Origin of the sequence: Thauera linaloolentis 47Lol = DSM 12138, from assembly GCF_000310205.1 — a bacterium.
Taxonomy (GTDB): Bacteria; Pseudomonadota; Gammaproteobacteria; order Burkholderiales; family Rhodocyclaceae; genus Thauera; species Thauera linaloolentis.
Window position 1 is genome coordinate 1 of sequence record NZ_AMXE01000074.1, and the last position, 18,474, is coordinate 18,474.

Annotated in this window: 14 protein-coding genes; 12 read left to right on the top strand and 2 right to left on the bottom strand. The window is 66.4% G+C overall.

Annotated features, from left to right (window positions below):
* Nucleotides 1-1,550 (top strand): membrane protein insertase YidC (yidC, locus tag C666_RS15235; protein ID WP_004342500.1); only part of this gene is annotated, 1,550 nt, incomplete at its 5' end.
* On the top strand, nucleotides 1,522-2,892 hold the full coding sequence (gene mnmE / locus C666_RS15240; protein WP_004342501.1) for a tRNA uridine-5-carboxymethylaminomethyl(34) synthesis GTPase MnmE: 1,371 nt from the start codon (nucleotides 1,522-1,524) through the stop codon (nucleotides 2,890-2,892). The genes yidC and mnmE, both read left to right, overlap by 29 nt.
* A 313-nt stretch (nucleotides 2,893-3,205) precedes the next feature.
* Here the strand turns inward: mnmE and C666_RS15245 are convergent, their stop codons facing one another.
* Complete coding sequence (locus tag C666_RS15245) at nucleotides 3,206-4,465, bottom strand: saccharopine dehydrogenase family protein (RefSeq protein ID WP_004342503.1); 1,260 nt, start codon at nucleotides 4,463-4,465, stop codon at nucleotides 3,206-3,208.
* A 35-nt stretch (nucleotides 4,466-4,500) separates the two neighbouring features.
* Nucleotides 4,501-5,670 (bottom strand): carboxynorspermidine decarboxylase, encoded by a 1,170-nt coding sequence (locus tag C666_RS15250; protein ID WP_211206762.1) that lies wholly within the window; start codon nucleotides 5,668-5,670, stop codon nucleotides 4,501-4,503.
* Between the two features lie 543 nt (nucleotides 5,671-6,213).
* On the opposite strand from C666_RS15250, the gene C666_RS15255 reads away from it, so the two are divergent.
* The 10 genes from C666_RS15255 to C666_RS15300 form a co-directional block, all read left to right on the top strand.
* On the top strand, nucleotides 6,214-6,984 hold the full coding sequence (locus tag C666_RS15255) for a TSUP family transporter (protein WP_004342507.1): 771 nt from the start codon (nucleotides 6,214-6,216) through the stop codon (nucleotides 6,982-6,984).
* Between the two features lie 111 nt (nucleotides 6,985-7,095).
* Complete coding sequence (gene speE, locus C666_RS15260) at nucleotides 7,096-7,980, top strand: polyamine aminopropyltransferase (RefSeq protein ID WP_004342510.1); 885 nt, start codon at nucleotides 7,096-7,098, stop codon at nucleotides 7,978-7,980.
* A 182-nt stretch (nucleotides 7,981-8,162) separates the two neighbouring features.
* A complete protein-coding gene (gene rsmB, locus C666_RS15265) occupies nucleotides 8,163-9,413 on the top strand; it encodes a 16S rRNA (cytosine(967)-C(5))-methyltransferase RsmB (protein WP_004342511.1) in 1,251 nt (416 codons plus the stop codon).
* A complete protein-coding gene (locus C666_RS15270) occupies nucleotides 9,364-9,978 on the top strand; it encodes a DUF4390 domain-containing protein (protein WP_028792266.1) in 615 nt (204 codons plus the stop codon). The genes rsmB and C666_RS15270 overlap by 50 nt, the downstream gene beginning before the upstream one ends.
* A complete protein-coding gene (locus tag C666_RS15275) occupies nucleotides 9,975-12,095 on the top strand; it encodes a sensor histidine kinase (protein WP_004342515.1) in 2,121 nt (706 codons plus the stop codon). Before C666_RS15270 ends, C666_RS15275 begins: the two co-directional genes overlap by 4 nt.
* 5 nt (nucleotides 12,096-12,100) lie before the next feature.
* On the top strand, nucleotides 12,101-13,348 hold the full coding sequence (locus C666_RS20980) for a sigma-54-dependent transcriptional regulator (protein ID WP_004342518.1): 1,248 nt from the start codon (nucleotides 12,101-12,103) through the stop codon (nucleotides 13,346-13,348).
* A gap of 89 nt (nucleotides 13,349-13,437) precedes the next feature.
* Nucleotides 13,438-14,841 carry a Trk system potassium transporter TrkA gene (gene trkA / locus C666_RS15285; RefSeq protein ID WP_004342519.1) on the top strand — a complete coding sequence of 468 codons (1,404 nt, stop codon included), beginning with the start codon at nucleotides 13,438-13,440 and terminating at the stop codon, nucleotides 14,839-14,841.
* Nucleotides 14,842-14,854: 13 nt separating this feature from the next.
* Nucleotides 14,855-16,312, top strand: a complete 1,458-nt coding sequence (locus tag C666_RS15290) for a TrkH family potassium uptake protein (RefSeq protein WP_004342521.1) — start codon at nucleotides 14,855-14,857, stop codon at nucleotides 16,310-16,312.
* A gap of 123 nt (nucleotides 16,313-16,435) precedes the next feature.
* Nucleotides 16,436-17,506, top strand: coding sequence for a uroporphyrinogen decarboxylase (hemE, locus tag C666_RS15295; protein WP_004342522.1), 1,071 nt, complete (start codon nucleotides 16,436-16,438; stop codon nucleotides 17,504-17,506).
* Between the two features lie 406 nt (nucleotides 17,507-17,912).
* The coding region (locus tag C666_RS15300) for a primosomal protein N' family DNA-binding protein (protein ID WP_004342524.1) at nucleotides 17,913-18,474 on the top strand (562 nt) is incomplete at its 3' end.

Genomic DNA, 18,474 nt, shown 5'->3' on the forward strand with positions numbered 1-18,474 from the left:
CCGCCGCTGCTGGCGCGGCGGCTGCCGACGGCTCGGTTCCGACGCCGTCGGCCAGCCTCGCGGGCCAGAGCGCCGTTCCGGGCGGCCAGTCCGCCACGGCCGCAGCCACGGCGCCGCGCGCAGTGGTCGAGACCGACCTGCTGCGTGCCGAAGTGTCCGCCGAGGGCGGCGACATCGTCCGCCTCGAGCTCAAGCAGCACAAGGCCAGCGGTGGCGATGCCAACTTCGTGCTGCTCGACGACGGCACCACTCGCCATCAGTACACCGCCCAGTCCGGCCTGATCGGCGAAGGCCTGCCGACGCACAAGACGCTGTTCGCGCTGCCGGCTTCCGAGCTGTCGCTGAAGGACGGCGAGGACAGCGTCGAACTGCGCCTGCAGGCGCCCGAGCAGAATGGCCTGCAAGTCACCAAGGTGATGCGCTTCCAGCGCGGCAGCTACCTGATCGACGTCGCCTACGAGATCCGCAACGGCGCCGGCCAGGCCATTGCCCCGCACGCTTACTTCCAGCTCACCCGCGACGGCAACCCCGCCGAGCAGGTCGAAGCCTTCGGCGTCACCACCTTCACCGGCCCGGCCTTTTTCACCGACGCGGGCAAGTTCCAGAAGGTGCAGTTCGGCGACATCGCCGACGGCGACGCCAAGTTCATCAAGACCGCCAGCGACGGCTGGGTGGCGATGGTGCAGCACTACTTCGTCAGTGCCTGGCTGCCGGAACAAGGCGCGCAACGCGAATACTTCGCCCGCCCGCTGGGCAACAACCTGTTCTCGGCCGGCCTGATCATGCCGGTGGCCGCGATCGAACCGGGCGCGCAAGCCACGGTGGGCACCCGCCTGTACGCCGGCCCCCAGGAGCAGGACAAGCTCGAAGGCATCGCGCCGGGCCTCGACCTGGTGGTCGATTACGGCTGGCTGACGGTGATCGCCGCGCCGTTGTTCTGGGTGCTGTCGTGGTTCCACAAGCTGACTGGCAACTGGGGCTGGGCCATCATCCTCGTCACCGTGGTGCTCAAGCTGGTGTTCTTCCCGCTGTCGGCGGCGAGCTACAAGTCGATGGCCAAGATGCGCGTGCTCGGCCCGCGCCTGCAGCGCATGAAGGAGCTGTACGGCAACGACAAGGCTAAGATGCAGCAGGAGATGATGAATCTCTACCGCACCGAGAAGATCAACCCGCTTGGAGGCTGCCTGCCGATCCTGGTACAGATTCCGGTGTTCATCGCCCTGTACTGGGTGCTGCTGGGCAGCGTCGAGATGCGCCATGCGCCCTGGCTGGGCTGGATCCAGGATCTGTCCGCGAAAGATCCGTACTTCATCCTGCCGATCATCATGGGCGCATCCATGCTGATCCAGATGAAGCTGAACCCGACGCCGCCCGACCCGATCCAGGCCAAGGTCATGATGGCGATGCCGATCGTGTTCACCTTCATGTTCCTGTGGTTCCCGTCCGGCCTGGTGCTGTACTGGGTGGTCAACAACATCCTGTCGATCGCCCAGCAATGGCAGATCACGCGGATGATCGAAAGTGCAAAACCCGGCAGCAAGGACGCCTGACGTCATTGCCGCCATCGCGACGGCACCGGGCCGCGGCGGCATCGGTGTCGTCCGCGTCTCGGGCGCCAGCCTAAGCGAATTCGCCAGCGCACTCTGCGGCCGCACGCCGCAGCCGCGCCGGGCGATGTTCTCGGCCTTCCGCGACGCCGCCGGCGCGGCCATCGACGAAGGCATCCTGCTCCATTTCCCCGCGCCCGCTTCCTTCACCGGCGAGGACGTGCTCGAACTGCAGGGCCACGGCGGCCCGGTGGTCATGCAGATGCTGCTGGCGCGCTGCCTCGAACTCGGCGCGCGGCTCGCCGAACCGGGCGAATTCACCCGCCGCGCCTTCCTCAACGGCAAGCTCGACCTCGCCCAGGCCGAAAGCGTCGCCGACCTCATCGAAGCCTCCACCGCCGCCGCCGCCCGCTCCGCCGTGCGCTCGCTGTCCGGCCGTTTCTCGGAAGAAATCCACCGCATCGTCGACGCGCTGGTCGACCTGCGCATGCTGGTCGAAGCGACGCTGGATTTCCCCGAAGAAGAAATCGAGTTCCTCGAACGCGCGCGCGCCATGCCGCGCCTGGAAGACATCCGCGCAAGGCTCGAAAGCGTGCTCGACCGTGCCCGCCAGGGCGCGCTGCTGCGCAGCGGCCTCAACGTCGTGCTGGTGGGCGAACCCAACGTCGGCAAGTCCAGCCTGCTCAACCAGCTCGCTGGCGAAGACCGCGCCATCGTCACCGACATCGCCGGCACCACCCGCGACGCGCTGCGCGAGACGATTCAGATCGAAGGCATCCCGCTGCACATCATCGACACCGCCGGCCTGCGCGAAACCGCCGACACCGTCGAACGCATCGGCATCGAACGCACCTGGCGCGAAATCGAACGCGCCGACGTCATCCTGCGCCTCGTCGACGCCAGCGCCGCCGTGACGGATACCACGCCCGAATCCATCGACGCCCGCCTGCCACAGGGGGTGGAACGCATCACCGTCGTCAACAAGATCGACCTCGCCGGCCTGGCGGCCGGGCGGATCGAGGAGCCCGTGGAACCAAGCGGCCGCATCTGCCTGCAAGTCTCGGCCAAGCGCGGCACCGGCATCGACCTCGTCCGCGCCGAACTACTGCGCATCGCCGGCTGGCACGCCCACGGCGAAGACGTCATCCTCGCCCGCGAACGCCACCTTCACGCCCTGCGCGCCGCCCTCGCCCACGTCGAATCCGCCGCTGCTCAATCCGCTGCGCTCGAACTCTTCGCCGAGGAACTGCGCTTAGCGCAGGAGAGCCTGGGGGAGATCACCGGGGAATTCACGGCGGACGATCTGCTGGGGGTGATCTTTTCTAGGTTTTGCATCGGGAAGTGAGGTGCATTCCATGGGTTTCCATGGAATGCACTCGCGTGTGCCCAAGGCTTCTCGTTTCTGCAGGCCCGCTTGAAGCCAGAGGAATAGAAAGTGACATTCACCGGGCAACGGATCGAGCGCTTCTCGCCATGTTGGCGAATTCGGGCGGTAGCCCGATGCAGTTGAAGCAGGCGATATCACTGTCGAGCGCTTTGTCGAAGTGATGACAGCAGGGAGATGGGGTATGAGTCGAAAGGAACTGATCCGCGACAGCACAGCCGGATTCCTGTTCTTCACCGGCCCCGCTGCTGCGCGGGGCCGGTGAGCCAGCCATCTATACGCCTACCGTTTCCGCCTGTTCCATCAGCAGCACGTCGCGCTCGCCTTCCCGCACCCAGGTCTTCAAGCCCATCTCAGCCATCAGCGCGAGGAAGGGGCGGGCGGGTAGTTCTTCGACGTTGACCATGCGCCGAACGTCCCAGGTGCCCCGAGCGATCAGCAGCGCGGCGGCGACGGCGGGGACGCCGGCGGTGTAGGAGATCGCCTGGCTGCCGATTTCACGGGAGTTCTCTGCATGATCGCAGATGTTGTAGATGAATACGGTGCGTTCCTTGCCGTCCTTCTCGCCGCGCACCATGTTGCCGATGCAGGTCTTGCCGCTGTAGGCGGGGGCAAGCGAGGCGGGGTCGGGGAGGACGGCCTTGAGTACCTTGAGGGGGACGATTTCCTGGCCCTCGGCGGTGCGCACCGGCTGCTCGGACAGCATGCCGATGTTCTTGAGCACGGTGAAGACGTTGATGTAGTGCTCGCTGAAGCCCATCCAGAAGCGGATGTTGGGCACGTCGAGGTTCTGCGACAGGGAGTGCAGTTCGTCGTGGCCGGTGAGGTAGGCGGTCTGCCGGCCGACGACGGGCAGGTTCCATTCCTTGCGGTATTCGAACATCTTGGCGGCGGTCCATTGCCTGTCCTGCCAGGACCAGACCGTGCCGGTGAATTCGCGGAAATTGACCTCGGGATCGAAGTTGGTAGCGAAGTAGCGGTCGTGGCGGCCGGCGTTGATGTCGATGATGTCGATGGCGTCGACGCGGTCGAAATACTCGTCGCAGGCCAGGCGGGCGTAGGCGTTGACCACGCCGGGGTCGAAGCCGGTGCCCAGGATCGCCGTCACGCCGGCGACTTCGCAGGCTTCGCGCCGCTTCCATTCGTGGTTGGCGTACCACGGCGGGGCTTCGCAGACCTTGTCCGGTTCTTCGTGGATGGCGGTGTCGATGTAGGCCGCGCCGGTCTGCAGGCAAGCCTGCAGCACCGACATGTTCAGGAAGGCCGAGCCGACGTTGATGACGATGCGGGCGCCGGTGTCGCGGATCAGTGCCTCGGTGGCGGCCACGTCCATGGCATCCAGCGCATGGGCGCGCAGGGTGCCCGGGCGTTGCAGGCTGCCCTTGGCGTGTACGGATTCGATGATGGCCTGGCATTTGCCGGGCGTGCGTGAGGCGATGTGGATGTCGCCGAACTGGCGGTTGTTCTGGGCGCACTTGTGCGCGACCACGTGGGCCACGCCGCCGGCGCCGATGATGAGGACATTGGGTTTCATCTGGCAGCTCCTTTGATGGGATGCCTGGCTTGCGCTCAGGACAGGCTGTCTAGGTAGTCGTGGTAGCCGAACTGGCGTACCACCCGTTCCGTGCCGTCGAGCTCGCGCACGACGATGGATGGCATGGTCAGGCCGTTGAACCAGTTTTTCTTGACCATCGTGTAGCCGGCGGCATCGCGGATCGATAGCCGCTGCCCCACTTCGAGGGCATGTGGAAAATCGAATTCGCCGAAGATGTCGCCGGCCAGGCAGGACTTCCCGTAGATCAGGTAGCGATGCGGGCCCGCGTCGGGTTCGATGCGCGCATGCAGCCGGTAGATCAGGAGGTCCAGCATGTGGGCCTCGGTCGAGGCGTCCACCACGGCGAGTTGCTTGCTGTTGTGCAAGGTGTCGAGCACGCTGACTTCCAGGCTGGCGCTGTCGCTGATGGTGGCTTCGCCCGGTTCCAGGTAGACCTGCACGCCATGGTGTTCGGCGAAGTTGCGCAGGCGGGTGCAGAAGGCGTCCAGCGGATAGCCGTCGGCGGTGAAGTGGATGCCGCCGCCGAGGCTGATCCATTCGACCTGCGAGAGCAGGCCGCCGAAGCGCGTTTCGATTTCGCCGAGCAGGGCGTCAAAGCGGGCGAAGTCGCGGTTGTCGCAGTTGTTGTGGATCATGAAGCCGCTCAGGCGTCCGATGAAGGGCGCGACGCGCGCGGGGTCGGATTCGCCCAGGCGGCTGAAGGGGCGGGCTGGATCGGCCAGATCGTAGCCCGAGCTGCTGACGCCCGGGTTCAGGCGCAGTCCGACGGGTTTGCCTGCCGTGCGTTCCGCATGGCGTTCGAGTTGGCTCAGGCTGTTGAAGATGATCTTGTCGGCGTGGGAGACGACTTCGTCGATCTCGTGGTCGGCGTAGGCCACGCTGTAGGCATGGGTCTCGCCGCCGAATTTCTCGTCGCCCAGGCGGACTTCGTACAGCGACGACGAGGTGCTGCCGTCCATGTACTCGCTCATCAGATCGAAGACCGACCAGGTGGCGAAGCACTTGAGGGCGAGCAGGACCTTGGCGCCGGATTGCTTGCGGACGAAATCGATGCGCTGCAGGTTCTTCAGCAGGCGGGATTTGTCGATCAGGTAATAGGGTGTCTGGATCACGATGTCGAAATGCTCAAGCAGCACCAGCCCGAAGGCGTGTGCAAATGAATCAGGCCGCGGCGTGGAGCGCATGCCGCGGGCGTGCCGTAAGGGCGCTGGCCAGGAGGCCGGGTTTCAGTGGGGTATTCGGCCGTGATGCAGGGCAGGGCAAGGCCTGCGGCTGAATGGCCTGAGGTCGAGCGGCGTGCGATGGCAGGTGATGCGCAAGCCGGGCAGGCAGCGCTCAGACCGTCGCGTTGATCGCGGTCTCGATCGGTTTTCCGTTTGGGAGGTGTTCAGTCGAACTGAGACGATCCCCAATTGGAATAGGGCGTCTGATGACATGGCGTCCTCTCCAACCAGCAGATGTGGCCCGGCAAGGGCCGGACGCGCCATTCTAAGTCAAGCGCTCCATGGTCGCAAGTCCTTGTTTCCATTGGTCTCTATCGGGCTGTTTCGGGGTGTCTCGCTAGGCAAGCGTGGTCGTGCCTTTCGGGGTGGGCATTCCGGGTAAGATCGACGGTGGGCGATGTACGTCTGCGGCCATCAAAAAGTGCTGCTGGTGGCTGTCGGATGCTTCGTACCGGAGGGCGATGAGCTGCCGGCGCTGCGATGTGTTTCACGTGAAACAATTCCATGGATACCGAAATTCTTTTTGTCGTACTGGGGCTGGCTGCGCTGTTTGCCGGTTTCGTGGATGCGGTCGTCGGAGGTGGCGGGCTGATCCAGATCCCTGCGCTGTTTACCGCCTATCCCTCCACCGCGCCCGCAGTCTTGTTCGGTACCAACAAGCTGGCCAGTATCGTCGGTACGACGAGCGCGGCAATCCAGTACGGACGCCACGTGGAAATCCCCTGGGGGGTCGTGGGCCCGGGTGCCGTTGCGGCGCTGCTGGGATCGTGGTTCGGGGCCAAGGCCGTGGTGTTTCTGGACCCGACGGTGCTGCGGCCATTGATACTGCTGCTGCTGATCCTCGTCGCTTTCTACACCTTCGTTCGCAAGGATCTCGGTTCGGTTTCGACCGAGCCGAAACACGGCCTGCGCTCCGCTGGATTGGCGCTGGGTATCGGGGCGGTCATCGGGTTTTACGATGGCTTCTTCGGGCCGGGGACAGGCAGTTTTTTTATCTTTCTGCTCATCCGGTTGCTGGGCATGGATTTTCTGCGTGCCTCGGTGTCGGCAAAAATCCTCAACGTTGCGACCAATGTCGCGGCGATCACCTACTTTGCCGGTACGGTCGAGTTGATGTGGAAGCTGGGGCTGGTCATGGCGTCGTGCAATCTATGCGGCGCGGTGATCGGGTCGCGGCTCGCGCTGCAGCGTGGCTCGGGTTTTGTGCGCAAGATGTTCCTGGCGGTTGTGGCTGTGCTGATTGCACGGCTGGCCTACGATACCTTCTTGCGGTGACGTCGATTTGTTTCACGTGGAACACATGTCCTGGAAAGCCTGCCGGCACCGTGCCTTCGGGCGGCGGATGCCGGGTGTGCGACGGCGCCTCGTTTCTCACTGGAGGTCAGCATGACAGACGCCAGACTCCGTTTGCCGGCAGAGGTGTTGTCCGAATGGCTGAGCGAGGATGCGGGGTACTTTCTCAGTGCCGGGCGCTTGCTGGAGGCGGGTACGTCCCGTTGGCAGCACTACGAGGTGTGGGACACGCCACGCTTTGGCCGCCTGTTCCGCCTCGATGGCTGCTTCATGAGTTCGGAGCGCGACGAGTTTCATTACCACGAGAATCTGGTTCACGTACCTGCAATGGCACATGAAGGGGTGCGCCAGGCGCTGATCATCGGCGGAGGGGATGGTGGCTCTGCCGAGGAGCTGCTCAAGTACCCGACCATCGAACGTGTGGTGATCGTCGAACTGGACGAGAAGGTCGTCGATCTCTCGCGCCGCTATCTGCAGGGCATCCATCATGGCGCACTCGACGATGCCCGCGTCGACCTCCGCATCGGCGATGGCTTGCGCTATGTCACTGTCGACGGCCCGGCCGCTGCTGCTGGCTACGATCTCATCGTGCTCGATCTGACCGATCCGGTGGGGCTGGCCGAGGCGCTCTATGGCGAGGATTTCTTCCGCGCCTGCCGCGCCTTGCTCGCTGATGGCGGCGCGCTGAGCTTGCACCTGGGGGCGCCGGCCTTCCAGCCCGAGCGGGTGCAGGCCCTGGTGCGGCGCCTGCGCCGCGTGTTTGCCTGCGTGAGGCCGTATTTTCTCCACATTCCGCTGTACGGCAGCCTGTGGGGGCTGGCGACGGCTTCCGACCGGCTTGATCCGCTCGCTCTGGCGGCCGAGGAGATCGATCGCCGCATCATGGAACGGCGAATCGGTGAGCTTCAACATTACAATGGCGCGGTACATCACGCGCAGTTCGCGCTTCCCAATCATTTGCGTGCGCTCCTGGCCTGAAGATAGCCGGTGGCGCCTGCTCCAGGTCCAGATATCCAGTGAGTTCTTCCGTCAATTCCCGGCGTCCCGGCGGGGCACCCCATCCTTCCCGACCGCGCGGGGCGTCCGGCAAACCCCGAACGGGGCCGGGCAAGCATAGCGTTGCGGCACAGCCGTTGCCCGAGGACAGCCTGGGCTACGCGATGCTGCGCGCGGCCGAACTCGTCGCCCATGTGATGGAGGGCGGCAACCTGACCGATGCCTTCGAACGCATGGCAGAGGCCAATGCCGCCTGGCCGGATGGCACGCGCGGTGCGGTGCGCGACCTGGCGTGGTCGACGCTGCGGGACTACGGGCGTGGCGATGCCATCCTTCGCCAACTTCTGCACAGCGCGCCGGCCGTGCTCATTCACGGCCTGCTGCTGGTGGCGCTGATGCGCCTGGTGCAGCGCCCCGAGCAGGCGCACACGGTGGTGGATCAGGCGGTGCAGGCCGCGGCGGTGGCGATGCCTGGCTTGAAGGGCATGGTCAATGGTGTGCTGCGCAACGCCTTGCGCCAGTGGGCGCAGTGGCCGGCCTGGGTCGATGCGGATGATGAGGCGCGCCATGCCTACCCGCGCTGGTGGGTTGAGCGTGTGCGAAAGAACCACCCGAAAAGCTGGCAGGCCGTGCTGGAGGCCGGCAACGGCCGTCCGCCGATGGCGCTGCGCGTAAACCGGCGGCGGGCAAGCGTGGAGGCCGTGCTGGCCGAGCTGGAAGAGGCCGGAATCGCGGCGCGTGCCGTCGGCGGGGACACCCTGCTGCTGGCGCATCCGCTAGCGCTTGCACGCCTGCCGGGCTATGCCGAGGGCAGGGTGTCGGTGCAGGATGCGGGGGCCCAGCGCGCGGCCCCGCTGCTCGCCCCCCGCGCCGGCGAACGGGTGCTCGACGCCTGTGCGGCGCCGGGCGGCAAGACCGCGCATCTGCTGGAATTGGCCGATGTCGAGCTGCTGGCGCTGGAGTTGGATCCGCGCCGTGCGCAGCGCATCCGCCGCAACCTGGATCGGCTCGGGCTCGATGCGCGCATCCAGGTGGCCGATTGCAGCGATGTCGGCAACTGGTGGGATGGGCGCCCGTTCGACCGCATCCTGGCCGATGTGCCGTGCTCGGCATCCGGCGTCGTGCGCCGCCATCCGGACATCAAGTGGCTGCGCCGCGACGAGGATATCGCCGCTTTCGCCGCCCAGCAGGCCCGCATCGTCGATGCGCTTTGGCAGACCCTGGCTCCGGGTGGCACAATGCTCTACGTCACGTGCTCGGTGTTCGAGCAGGAGAACACGGCGCAGGTCGTACGTTTCCTCGATCGCCATGCCGATGCCGAACCCGTCCCCATCGAAGCCTCCCCCGATTGCCCCCTGCTGCCCGATGCCGAACATGACGGCTTCTATTTTGCCTGCCTGCGCAAGAAGGCTTGAGCGTCTGCTGCGAGCGTGCTGCGTGCTGCTTGCGCTGTTCGCGCTCGCCCCCGCGGCCCAGGCCGACGACGCCAGAATCCTCAGCGCGGAGATCGTGCGGGGGGACGGCGGCTATGTGCTCAACGCTGACATCGACATCGAGCTGAATCCCCGCCTCGTCGATGCGGTGATGCGTGGCGTGTCGTTGTATTTCACCACCGAACTGCGTATCGAGCGGCCGCGCTGGTACTGGCTGAACGAGGTCGTCGTCGACCGCAGCCTCGACTATCGTCTTTCCTACCACGCCATCACCCGCAGCTACCGCTTGTCGATCGGCAGCCTCCACCACAGTTTCGACAACCTCGACGCGGCCGTGCGTACCATGCAGCGCGTGCGGAACTGGCAGATCGCCGATACCGAGCAGCTCGCCGCCGGCGTGTCCCACGACGTGGAGTTGCGCTTCCGGCTCGACACCAGCCAATTGCCCAAACCCTTCCAGGTGACGGCGATCGGCAGCCGCGACTGGAGCCTTGGCACGGACTGGGCCACCTGGACCTTCCTGCCCGGGGCGGCGGGCCAGCGATGAAGCGCTTCCTGCTCGTCGTCGCGGCGGTATTGGCTGCGATCTCGCTCTTCCTGCTGACCTCGGCCAGTTCGAACACCGAGCTGTTCGTCAGCAGCTACCCGTATCTGCTCGCCCTCAACGGTGTGCTGGTCGTCGCCCTTGCCGGCCTGGTGGGGGTCCAGTTGCGCCAGCTGTGGCGCGAGTACCGCACGCGCCAGTTCGGGTCGCGCCTCAAGTACAGGCTGGTGCTCATGTTCGCCTTGATGGGTGTGGTGCCCGGCGTGGTCGTGTACGCCGTGTCGCTGCAGTTCGTGGTGCGCAGCATCCAGTCCTGGTTCGACGTGCGGGTGGAGTCCGCCCTGGAAGGCGGCATCGCACTGGGCCAGAACGCGCTCGATTACCTCGTCGGCCAGATCAGCGACAAGGCGGACGACATGGTGCTGGAGCTGGAAGGCGCGGGGCGGGTCTCGCCGGCGTTGCTGAACCGGCTGCGCGAACAGGCGGCAGTCGGCGGCGCGACCGTGATCGCGGCCAACGGCCAGATCCTGGCGACGGCAGCCGACGCCACGGCCGGGCTCATTCCGGACCTGCCGAGCACCAGCCAGTTGCGCCAGGCGCGCCAGGTACGCCGCTTCCATGCCGTCGAGAGCCAGCCCGACGGCCGCCTGGTGATCCGTGTCATCGTGCCGATTCCGCTGCGCACGCTGGCGGGCGAGCCCAGCCTGCTGCAACTGACGCAGGCCGTGCCGGAAACCTTCGGGCGACACGCCGAGGCGGTGCAGGAGGCCTACCGCGAATACCAGCAGCTCACGCTCGGCCGCGAAGGGCTGAACCGCATCTATACCCTGACCCTGACCCTGACCCTGCTGCTGGCCTTGCTGACGGCGGTGGCCGCTGCTTTCATCATCGCCCGCCGCCTGGCGGCGCCGCTGTTGATCCTGGCCGAGGGCACGCAGGCGGTGGCGCAGGGCGACTTCAGCCCGCGCCAGGCCTTGCCGGCGCGCGATGAGCTCGGGGTGCTGACCCAGTCCTTCAACCGCATGACGCGCCAGCTCGAAGAGGCCCGCGAAGTCGCCGAGCGCAACCGCGCCGCGGTGGAGTCGGCACGCGCCTACCTGGAGAGCGTGCTCGCCAACCTGTCGACCGGCGTACTTGCGTTTTCGGCCGACGGCCGGCTGCGTGCCGCCAATCATGGCGCGGTGCAGGTGCTGGGCGACGCCCTGGCCGGCTTCGAGGACATCGCCCTCAGCGAATGGCCGCGCCTGGAGCGCTTCCGCGATGCGCTTCTCGACGGCTTCGCCGCCAACGAGGGCGATTGGCAGGCGCAGATCGAGCTGCCGGTCAAGGACAGCACGCCGCTGACGCTGCTGATCCATGGTTCGCGCCTGCCCGAAGGCAGCGGCGGCGGGCTGGTGGTCGTGTTCGACGACATCTCGCGCCTCGTCGCGGCGCAGCGCACCGCGGCCTGGGGCGAGGTGGCGCGGCGCCTTGCGCACGAGATCAAGAACCCGCTGACGCCGATCCAGCTCTCGGCCGAGCGCCTCGCCTTCAAGTTGGCGGACAAACTCGACGACAAGGGCCGCGAGATGCTCGAGCGCGGCACGACGACGATCGTCAACCAGGTCGAGGCGATGAAGAACCTCGTCAACGCCTTCCGCGACTACGCCCGCCTGCCGGCGCCGCAACTGAAGGTGATCGACCTCAATGCGCTGATCCGGGAGGTGTTGAATCTCTACGAGAGCGCGGCCTCGCTGATCCGGCTCGAACTCGCCGCCGAACTGCCGCGCGTGCAGGGTGATGCGAGCCAGCTCCGGCAGGTGATCCACAACATGCTGCAGAATGCGCAGGACGCGCTCGCCGGCGTGGAAGCCGGCGAGGTGCGCGTGATCACGCGGCGCGAGGGGGAGCGCGTGCTGCTGATGTTCCGCGACAATGGGCCGGGCTTCCCGGGCGAAGTGCTGGCACATGCTTTCGAACCCTATTTCACCACCAAGTCGCGCGGCACCGGGCTGGGGCTGGCAATGGTGAAGAAGATCGTGGACGAGCACGGCGGTGACGTCCGGTTGGCCAACCGCGACGGCGGCGGGGCGGATATCCGCATCCGGCTGCGCCTGGCCGAAACGACTGACGAAGACTGAACACAATGGCAAAGATACTCATCGTTGATGACGAAGTCGGCATTCGCGAACTCCTGTCCGAGATCCTGCGCGACGAGGGCTACGACATCCTGCTCGCCGAGAACGCCACCGCGGCGCGGGCGATGCGCAATGCGGGGCGCCCCGACATCGTGCTGCTCGACATCTGGATGCCCGACACCGATGGCATCACGCTGCTGAAGGAATGGGCGGCGAACGGCCAGCTCAACATGCCGGTGGTGATGATGTCCGGCCACGGCACCATCGATACCGCGGTGGAGGCGACGCGCATCGGCGCGATCGACTACCTGGAAAAGCCGATCGCACTGCAGAAGCTGCTGGCGGCGGTCAAGCGCGGGCTGCAGCGCCCGCTGGCGCCAGGCGCCCCGGCGCCGCTGACGCTGGCGGCCTTCACCCGTTCGGTGCCGCTGCGCGAACTGCGCCGCCGCGTGGAGCAGATCGCCTCCAGCTCGCGCCTGCTGCTGCTGCGGGTGGGGGCGGGTAGCCTGGCCGAGCTCGTCGCGCGCAGCGTCCACAGCGGCAGGGTGGCCTGGCTCGACCTCGCCGCGATCGCGGTGCCGCTCGACATCAACCAGCTGCAGGCCACGCAGGGCGGCGTGCTGTTCGTCGGCGAACTAGCACGCCTGTCGCGTGCCCAGCAGAAGAACCTGGCCTTCGCCGTCGACCGCCTCGACCGCTACGACCTGCGCCTGGTGGCGGCCACCGACCGCAGCGCCGAGGCCCTGCTCGCCGAAGGCTGGGAAGAGGCGCTGGTATCGCGCCTGTTCGAGGTCAGCTTGGCGCCACCGTCGATCGCCGACGTGCGCGACGACCTGCCCGAGCTTGCCAGCCAGATCCTGCTGCACCTGGTCGAAGGCGGCGAAGTGCCCTTGCGCCGTTTTTCCACCGCTGCGCTCAACCAGGTGCGCAACCTGCCCTGGCCGGGCGGGTATGCCGAACTGCGCGCCGCGGTGAAGTCGCTCGCCCTCGGCACGCTCGAAGAGGAAATCGGCGCGGGCGACGTGCGCCGCCTGCTGCCGCCGGATGCGGCCGCCGGCTTGATCGGGGTCTCGTTCGACCAGCCCCTGCGCGAGGCGCGCGAGGCCTTCGAGCGCCTCTATTTCGAGCACCACCTGCGCCTGGAAGGCGGCAACATGACGCGGCTGGCCGAAAAGACCGGGCTGGAGCGCACCCATCTCTATCGCAAGCTCAAGCAGCTCGGCCTGCAGGCGGGGCGCCGGCACGAAGAGAACTGAGGCAACACATGCTGCACCGCAGCAATCCTGTTCCGGGATTGTGCGGGGCAGCGTAGAATCCTCGCCAGTGCGTACTGCGGAAGCGTTCGGTGAAGATCATCATTCTCGGTGCCGGCCAGGTCGGCGCCTCGGTGGCGGAAAACCTGGCTTCCGAAGCCAACGACATCACCCTCGTCGACACCAGCCCGGACAGCCTTGGCGTCCTGCGCGACCGCCTGGAGGTGCGCACCGTCTGTGGCAACGCAGCATCGCCCTCGGTGCTGCGGGAAGCCGGCGCCAACGATGCCGACCTGCTGATCGCGGTCACCCAGTCGGACCAGACCAACCTGTGCGCCTGCCGCATCGCCAAGGTGATTTTCAACCTGCCGACGCGCATCGCGCGCCTGCGCTCGACCGACTACGTCGATTATCCCGAACTGCTTGACGAGACGAATTTCGCCGTCGATTTCTCGATCTGCCCCGAGCAGGTCGTCACCGACTACATCAAACGCCTGATCGCCTTTCCCGAGGCGTTGCAGGTGCTGGAGTTCGCTGGCGGCGTTCTCAGCCTGATCTGCGTGTGTGCCTTCGAAGGCGGGCCGCTGGTGGGGCACCCGCTCAAGGCGCTCAAGTTCCACCTGCCCAACGTCGAGGTCCGCATCGCCGCCATCTACCGCAACGGCGTGCCGATCATCCCGCAGGGCGACACCATCATCGTGCCGGGCGACGAAGTCTTCTGTCTCGCCGCCAGCGTGCACATCCGCCAGGTGATGCGCGAGCTGCGCCGCTCGGACAAGCCGATGCGGCGCATCATGATCGCCGGCGGCGGCAACATCGGCTTCCGCCTGGCGCGCTCGATCGAGGCCGACTACCACGTCAAGATCCTCGAGGCACGGCAGGAGCGCGCCGAACTGCTGGCCAGCCAGCTTTCCAGGGCGCTGGTGCTGCGCGGCGACTCGACCGACGAGAAGCTGCTCGAGGCCGAGGGCATCGACGAGACCGACCTGTTCGTTGCGCTGACCAACGATGAAGAAGACAACATCATGTCGGCCTTGGTGGCCAAGCGCATGGGCGCGCGCCGCACGCTGGCGCTGATCAACCGCAAGAGCTATGTCGACCTGGTGCAGGGCGGGCCGATCGACATCGCCATCTCGCCCGCGCACACCTCGATCGGCACCCTGCTCGCGCACGTGCGCCGCGGCGACGTGGTGGCGGTGCACAGCCTGCGGCGCGGCGCGGCCGAGGCGCTGGAGATCATCGCCCACGGCAGCCGCAAGGACTCCAAGGTGGTCGGCCGGCCGATCGAGGAGATTCCCTTCCCCAAGGGGGCGACCATCGGCGCCATCGTGCGCGAGGTGAAGCGCGAGGATGGCCGGGTGCTGCGGCGCGAGGTGATCATGCCCCACCACGACACGGTGATCGAGGAGAACGACCACGTGATCGTGTTCTGTACCCACAAGAACCTGGTGCGCAAGGTCGAGAAGGTCTTCCAGGTCGGCTTCCACTTCCTCTGACGGGCGATCCGGCATGCGTGCTTACCACCCGGCGCTGAACGCGCTCGGCCTGATCATCATGATCTTCGGCCTGTTGATGGGGTTTCCGCTCGGCGTGTCGGTCTGGCTCGACGACGGCGCGACGCTCGCTTATGACAAGGCGATTTTCTCGACCTTCGTCGCGGGCCTGCTCCTGTGGGCCGCCACGCGTGGCGTGCGGCGCGACCTGCGGGTGCACGACGGCTTCTTCCTGGTGGCCGCGACCTGGGTCATCCTGCCGCTGTTCGGCGCCTTGCCGCTGCTGGCCTTCATGCCGGCGCTGAGCTTCACCGACGCCTATTTCGAGGCGGTGTCCGGCCTCACCGCCACCGGGGCGACCGTGCTCTCCGGCCTGGATGACCTGCCGATCTCGATCAACCTGTGGCGCACCTTCATGCACTGGATCGGCGGCATGGGCGTCATCGTGCTGGTGGTGGCCATCCTGCCGCTGCTGGGCATCGGCGGCCGCCAGGCCTACAAGGCCGAAGTGCCGACGCCGATGAAGGATTCCAGTCTCACGCCGCGCATCACCGAGACGGCCAAGGGGCTGTGGCTGGCCTATCTGCTGCTGACGATCGCCTGCGGTTTCAGCCTGTGGCTGGCCGGCCTGGACGGATGGGATGCGCTGATCCATGCGTTCTCGGTCGCCGGCCTCGGCGGGTTCTCGAACAAGGACGCCTCGCTCGGGCACTTCGACAACCTCAACGTCGAACTGGTGACGATCGTGTTCGCGCTGCTGGCCGGGCTGAACTACGCCACCCACTACCTCGCCCTGGTGCGCCGCTCGATACGACCCTACTCGCGCGACCCGGAGATCCAGTTCTACTTCACGGTGCTGCTGTTCAGCATCGTGCTGCTCACCGTTTACCTGATGTACTGGCAGGGCCACGCCGATCCGCTCGGCACCCTGCGCAGCGTGGCCTTCCACGTGGTGTCGATCTCGACCTCGCTCGGCCTCGTCATCGACGACTACACCGTCTGGCCGATGTTCGCCCAGATCTGGATGCTGTTCCTGGGCAGCTTCATCGCCTGTTCGGGCTCGACCGGTGGCGGCATCAAGATGATGCGCGCCATGATCCTGTACAAGCAGGTGCTGCGCGAGATCGTACGCTCGCTGCATCCCAACGCGGTGCAGCCGGTGCGGATCGGCAGGCAGGCGGTGCCCGATACCGTCCTGCACGCCGTGCTCGGCTTCAGCTTCACCTACATGGTGTCCATCGCCGGCCTGACGCTGATCCTCGTCGCCACCGGGCTGGAGCTGGTCACCGCCTTTTCCGCCGTGGCCGCCTGCCTGAACAATACCGGCCCCGGCCTGGAGGCCGTCGGGCCGGGCTCGAACTACCAGGCGCTGACGGTGTTCCAGAAGTGGGTGCTGGCGTTCACGATGATTCTCGGGCGGCTCGAGATCTTCACCTTCCTCGTCGTATTGACGCCGACTTTCTGGCGCCGCTGAGACCCGCTCCGCCCCCCGGTCCCGTGCCTCTCCGGCGCCCGTTTGACACGCAACAATCCCATCGCCGCCGTCGACGGGCGATAATCACGGCTTGTGCATGAACGACCGTGATAAGGACTCGACGTGAGCCGCCTCAAGAACGACACCTTCCTGCGCGCCCTGCTGCGCCAGCCCACCGAATACACGCCCGTCTGGCTGATGCGCCAGGCCGGCCGCTACCTGCCGGAATACTGCGAGACGCGCAAGCGCGCCGGTAGCTTCCTGCAACTGTGCAAGAGCCCCGCGATGGCCTGCGAGGTCACGCTGCAGCCGCTGGCGCGCTACGATCTCGACGCCGCCATCCTGTTCTCGGACATCCTTACCGTGCCCGACGCGATGGGCCTCGGGCTGTATTTCGCCGAAGGCGAAGGGCCGCGCTTCGAGCGTCCGCTGAAGGACGAGTGGGAAATCCGCAATCTCAGCGCCCCCGACCCCCACGCCGAACTGCAGTACGTCATGGATGCGGTCAGCGAGATCCGCCGCGCGCTCGACGGCAGCGTGCCGCTGATCGGCTTCTCGGGCAGCCCGTGGACGCTGGCCTGCTACATGGTCGAAGGCGGCTCGTCGAGCGACTACCGCAAGGTCAAGAGCCTGGCCTACAGCCGCCCCGAGCTCATGCACCACATCCTCGACGTGACCGCGCAGGCGGTGGTGAAGTACCTCAACGCCCAGATCGAGGCCGGCGCCCAGGCGGTGATGGTGTTCGACTCCTGGGGCGGGGTGCTGTCCGAAGCGGCCTACCGCGAGTTTTCGCTGCGCTACCTGGAACAAGTGGTGGCCGGCCTGATCCGCGAGCGCGACGGCCAGCGCGTGCCCAGCATCGTGTTCACGAAGGGCGGCGGCCTGTGGCTGGAATCGATTGCCGCCATCGGCGCCGACGCGGTCGGCCTCGACTGGACCATGGACATCGGCCGTGCGCGCCGGCTGGTGGGCGACAAGGTGGCCCTGCAAGGCAACCTCGATCCCAATGTGCTGTTCGCCCCGCCCGAGGCCGTGGCCAGCGAAACCCGGCGGGTGCTGGATGCCTTCGGCGCGCATCCGGGGCACGTGTTCAACCTCGGCCACGGCATCTCGCAGTTCACCCCGCCCGACAACGTGACGGTGCTGGTCGATACCGTCCATGCGCACAGCCGCAAGCTGCGCGCGCAAGGCTGATCTTCCGTCCGCTGCCCGGCAGCGCCAGGCAGTCTTTTTCGAAGGTTGCCGGCGCTGTCTGTCAAGCATGAAATTAGTATCTCGGCGCTTGACTTATGCACATCATTGCGTTCCGTGGCGGGCATGGGAACGGGATTCGAGCCTTATTCGCCTGCTTTTACAACGTATTGAAAATAAAGGATTTTTAAAAAGCACAATGTTAAGGCAATGTGACGAAAAGCCTGGCTTTTCGCTGGTTTGAGGCCGATTCTCCCATCTTTCCCACAAACTTATCCACAGTTTTTGTGGACAAGCTCCGGGGAGGTTTTCCCGCCAATGGCTTGCCTTGCATTTACGTGGTTCGTTCTCATGAACCGCCCTCAAGATACTGAAGCAAAACGGCTTTTCCGAATCACTTTCCTGCCGCATGCCCATCGTTCGCGTCGCCCTGCCGGTTCCCCTGCCGCAAGTGTTTGATTATCTTGCCCCGGATGCATCCGGGGCCGATGTCGGGCGCTGCGTCAAAGTGCCTTTCGGGCGCGGCGAGCGCAACGGGCTGATCGTCGCACTGGCTACCGACGCGGACATCGATCCGGCGCGCCTCAAGGCGGTGAATCACATCCAGCGCGACGTTCCGCCCCTGCCGCCCGACTGGCTGGAACTGGCCGCCTTCGTCTCCCGCTACTACCACGCGCCGCTCGGCGAAGTCATCGCGCTCGCGCTGCCGCCCGGGCTGCGGCGTGCCGACGGCGTCAGCGGAGACGATGAAGACCCGCTGCTCGACATCGGTCCCGCGGGCGCCGAGGCGCTGCGGGCCTCGCGCCGGCCGGGCAAGGCGCTGGCCCTGCTGCAGGTGCTGGCACGGGATACGCCGCCGTGGCGGCGCAGCGTGGTGCGCGAGCGCGACGGCGGCGAGGCCGTCGGCGATCTGCTGCGTCGCGGCTGGCTGGTCGCGGCGGCGGCCGATGCGCAGGCGCGCGACGCGACAG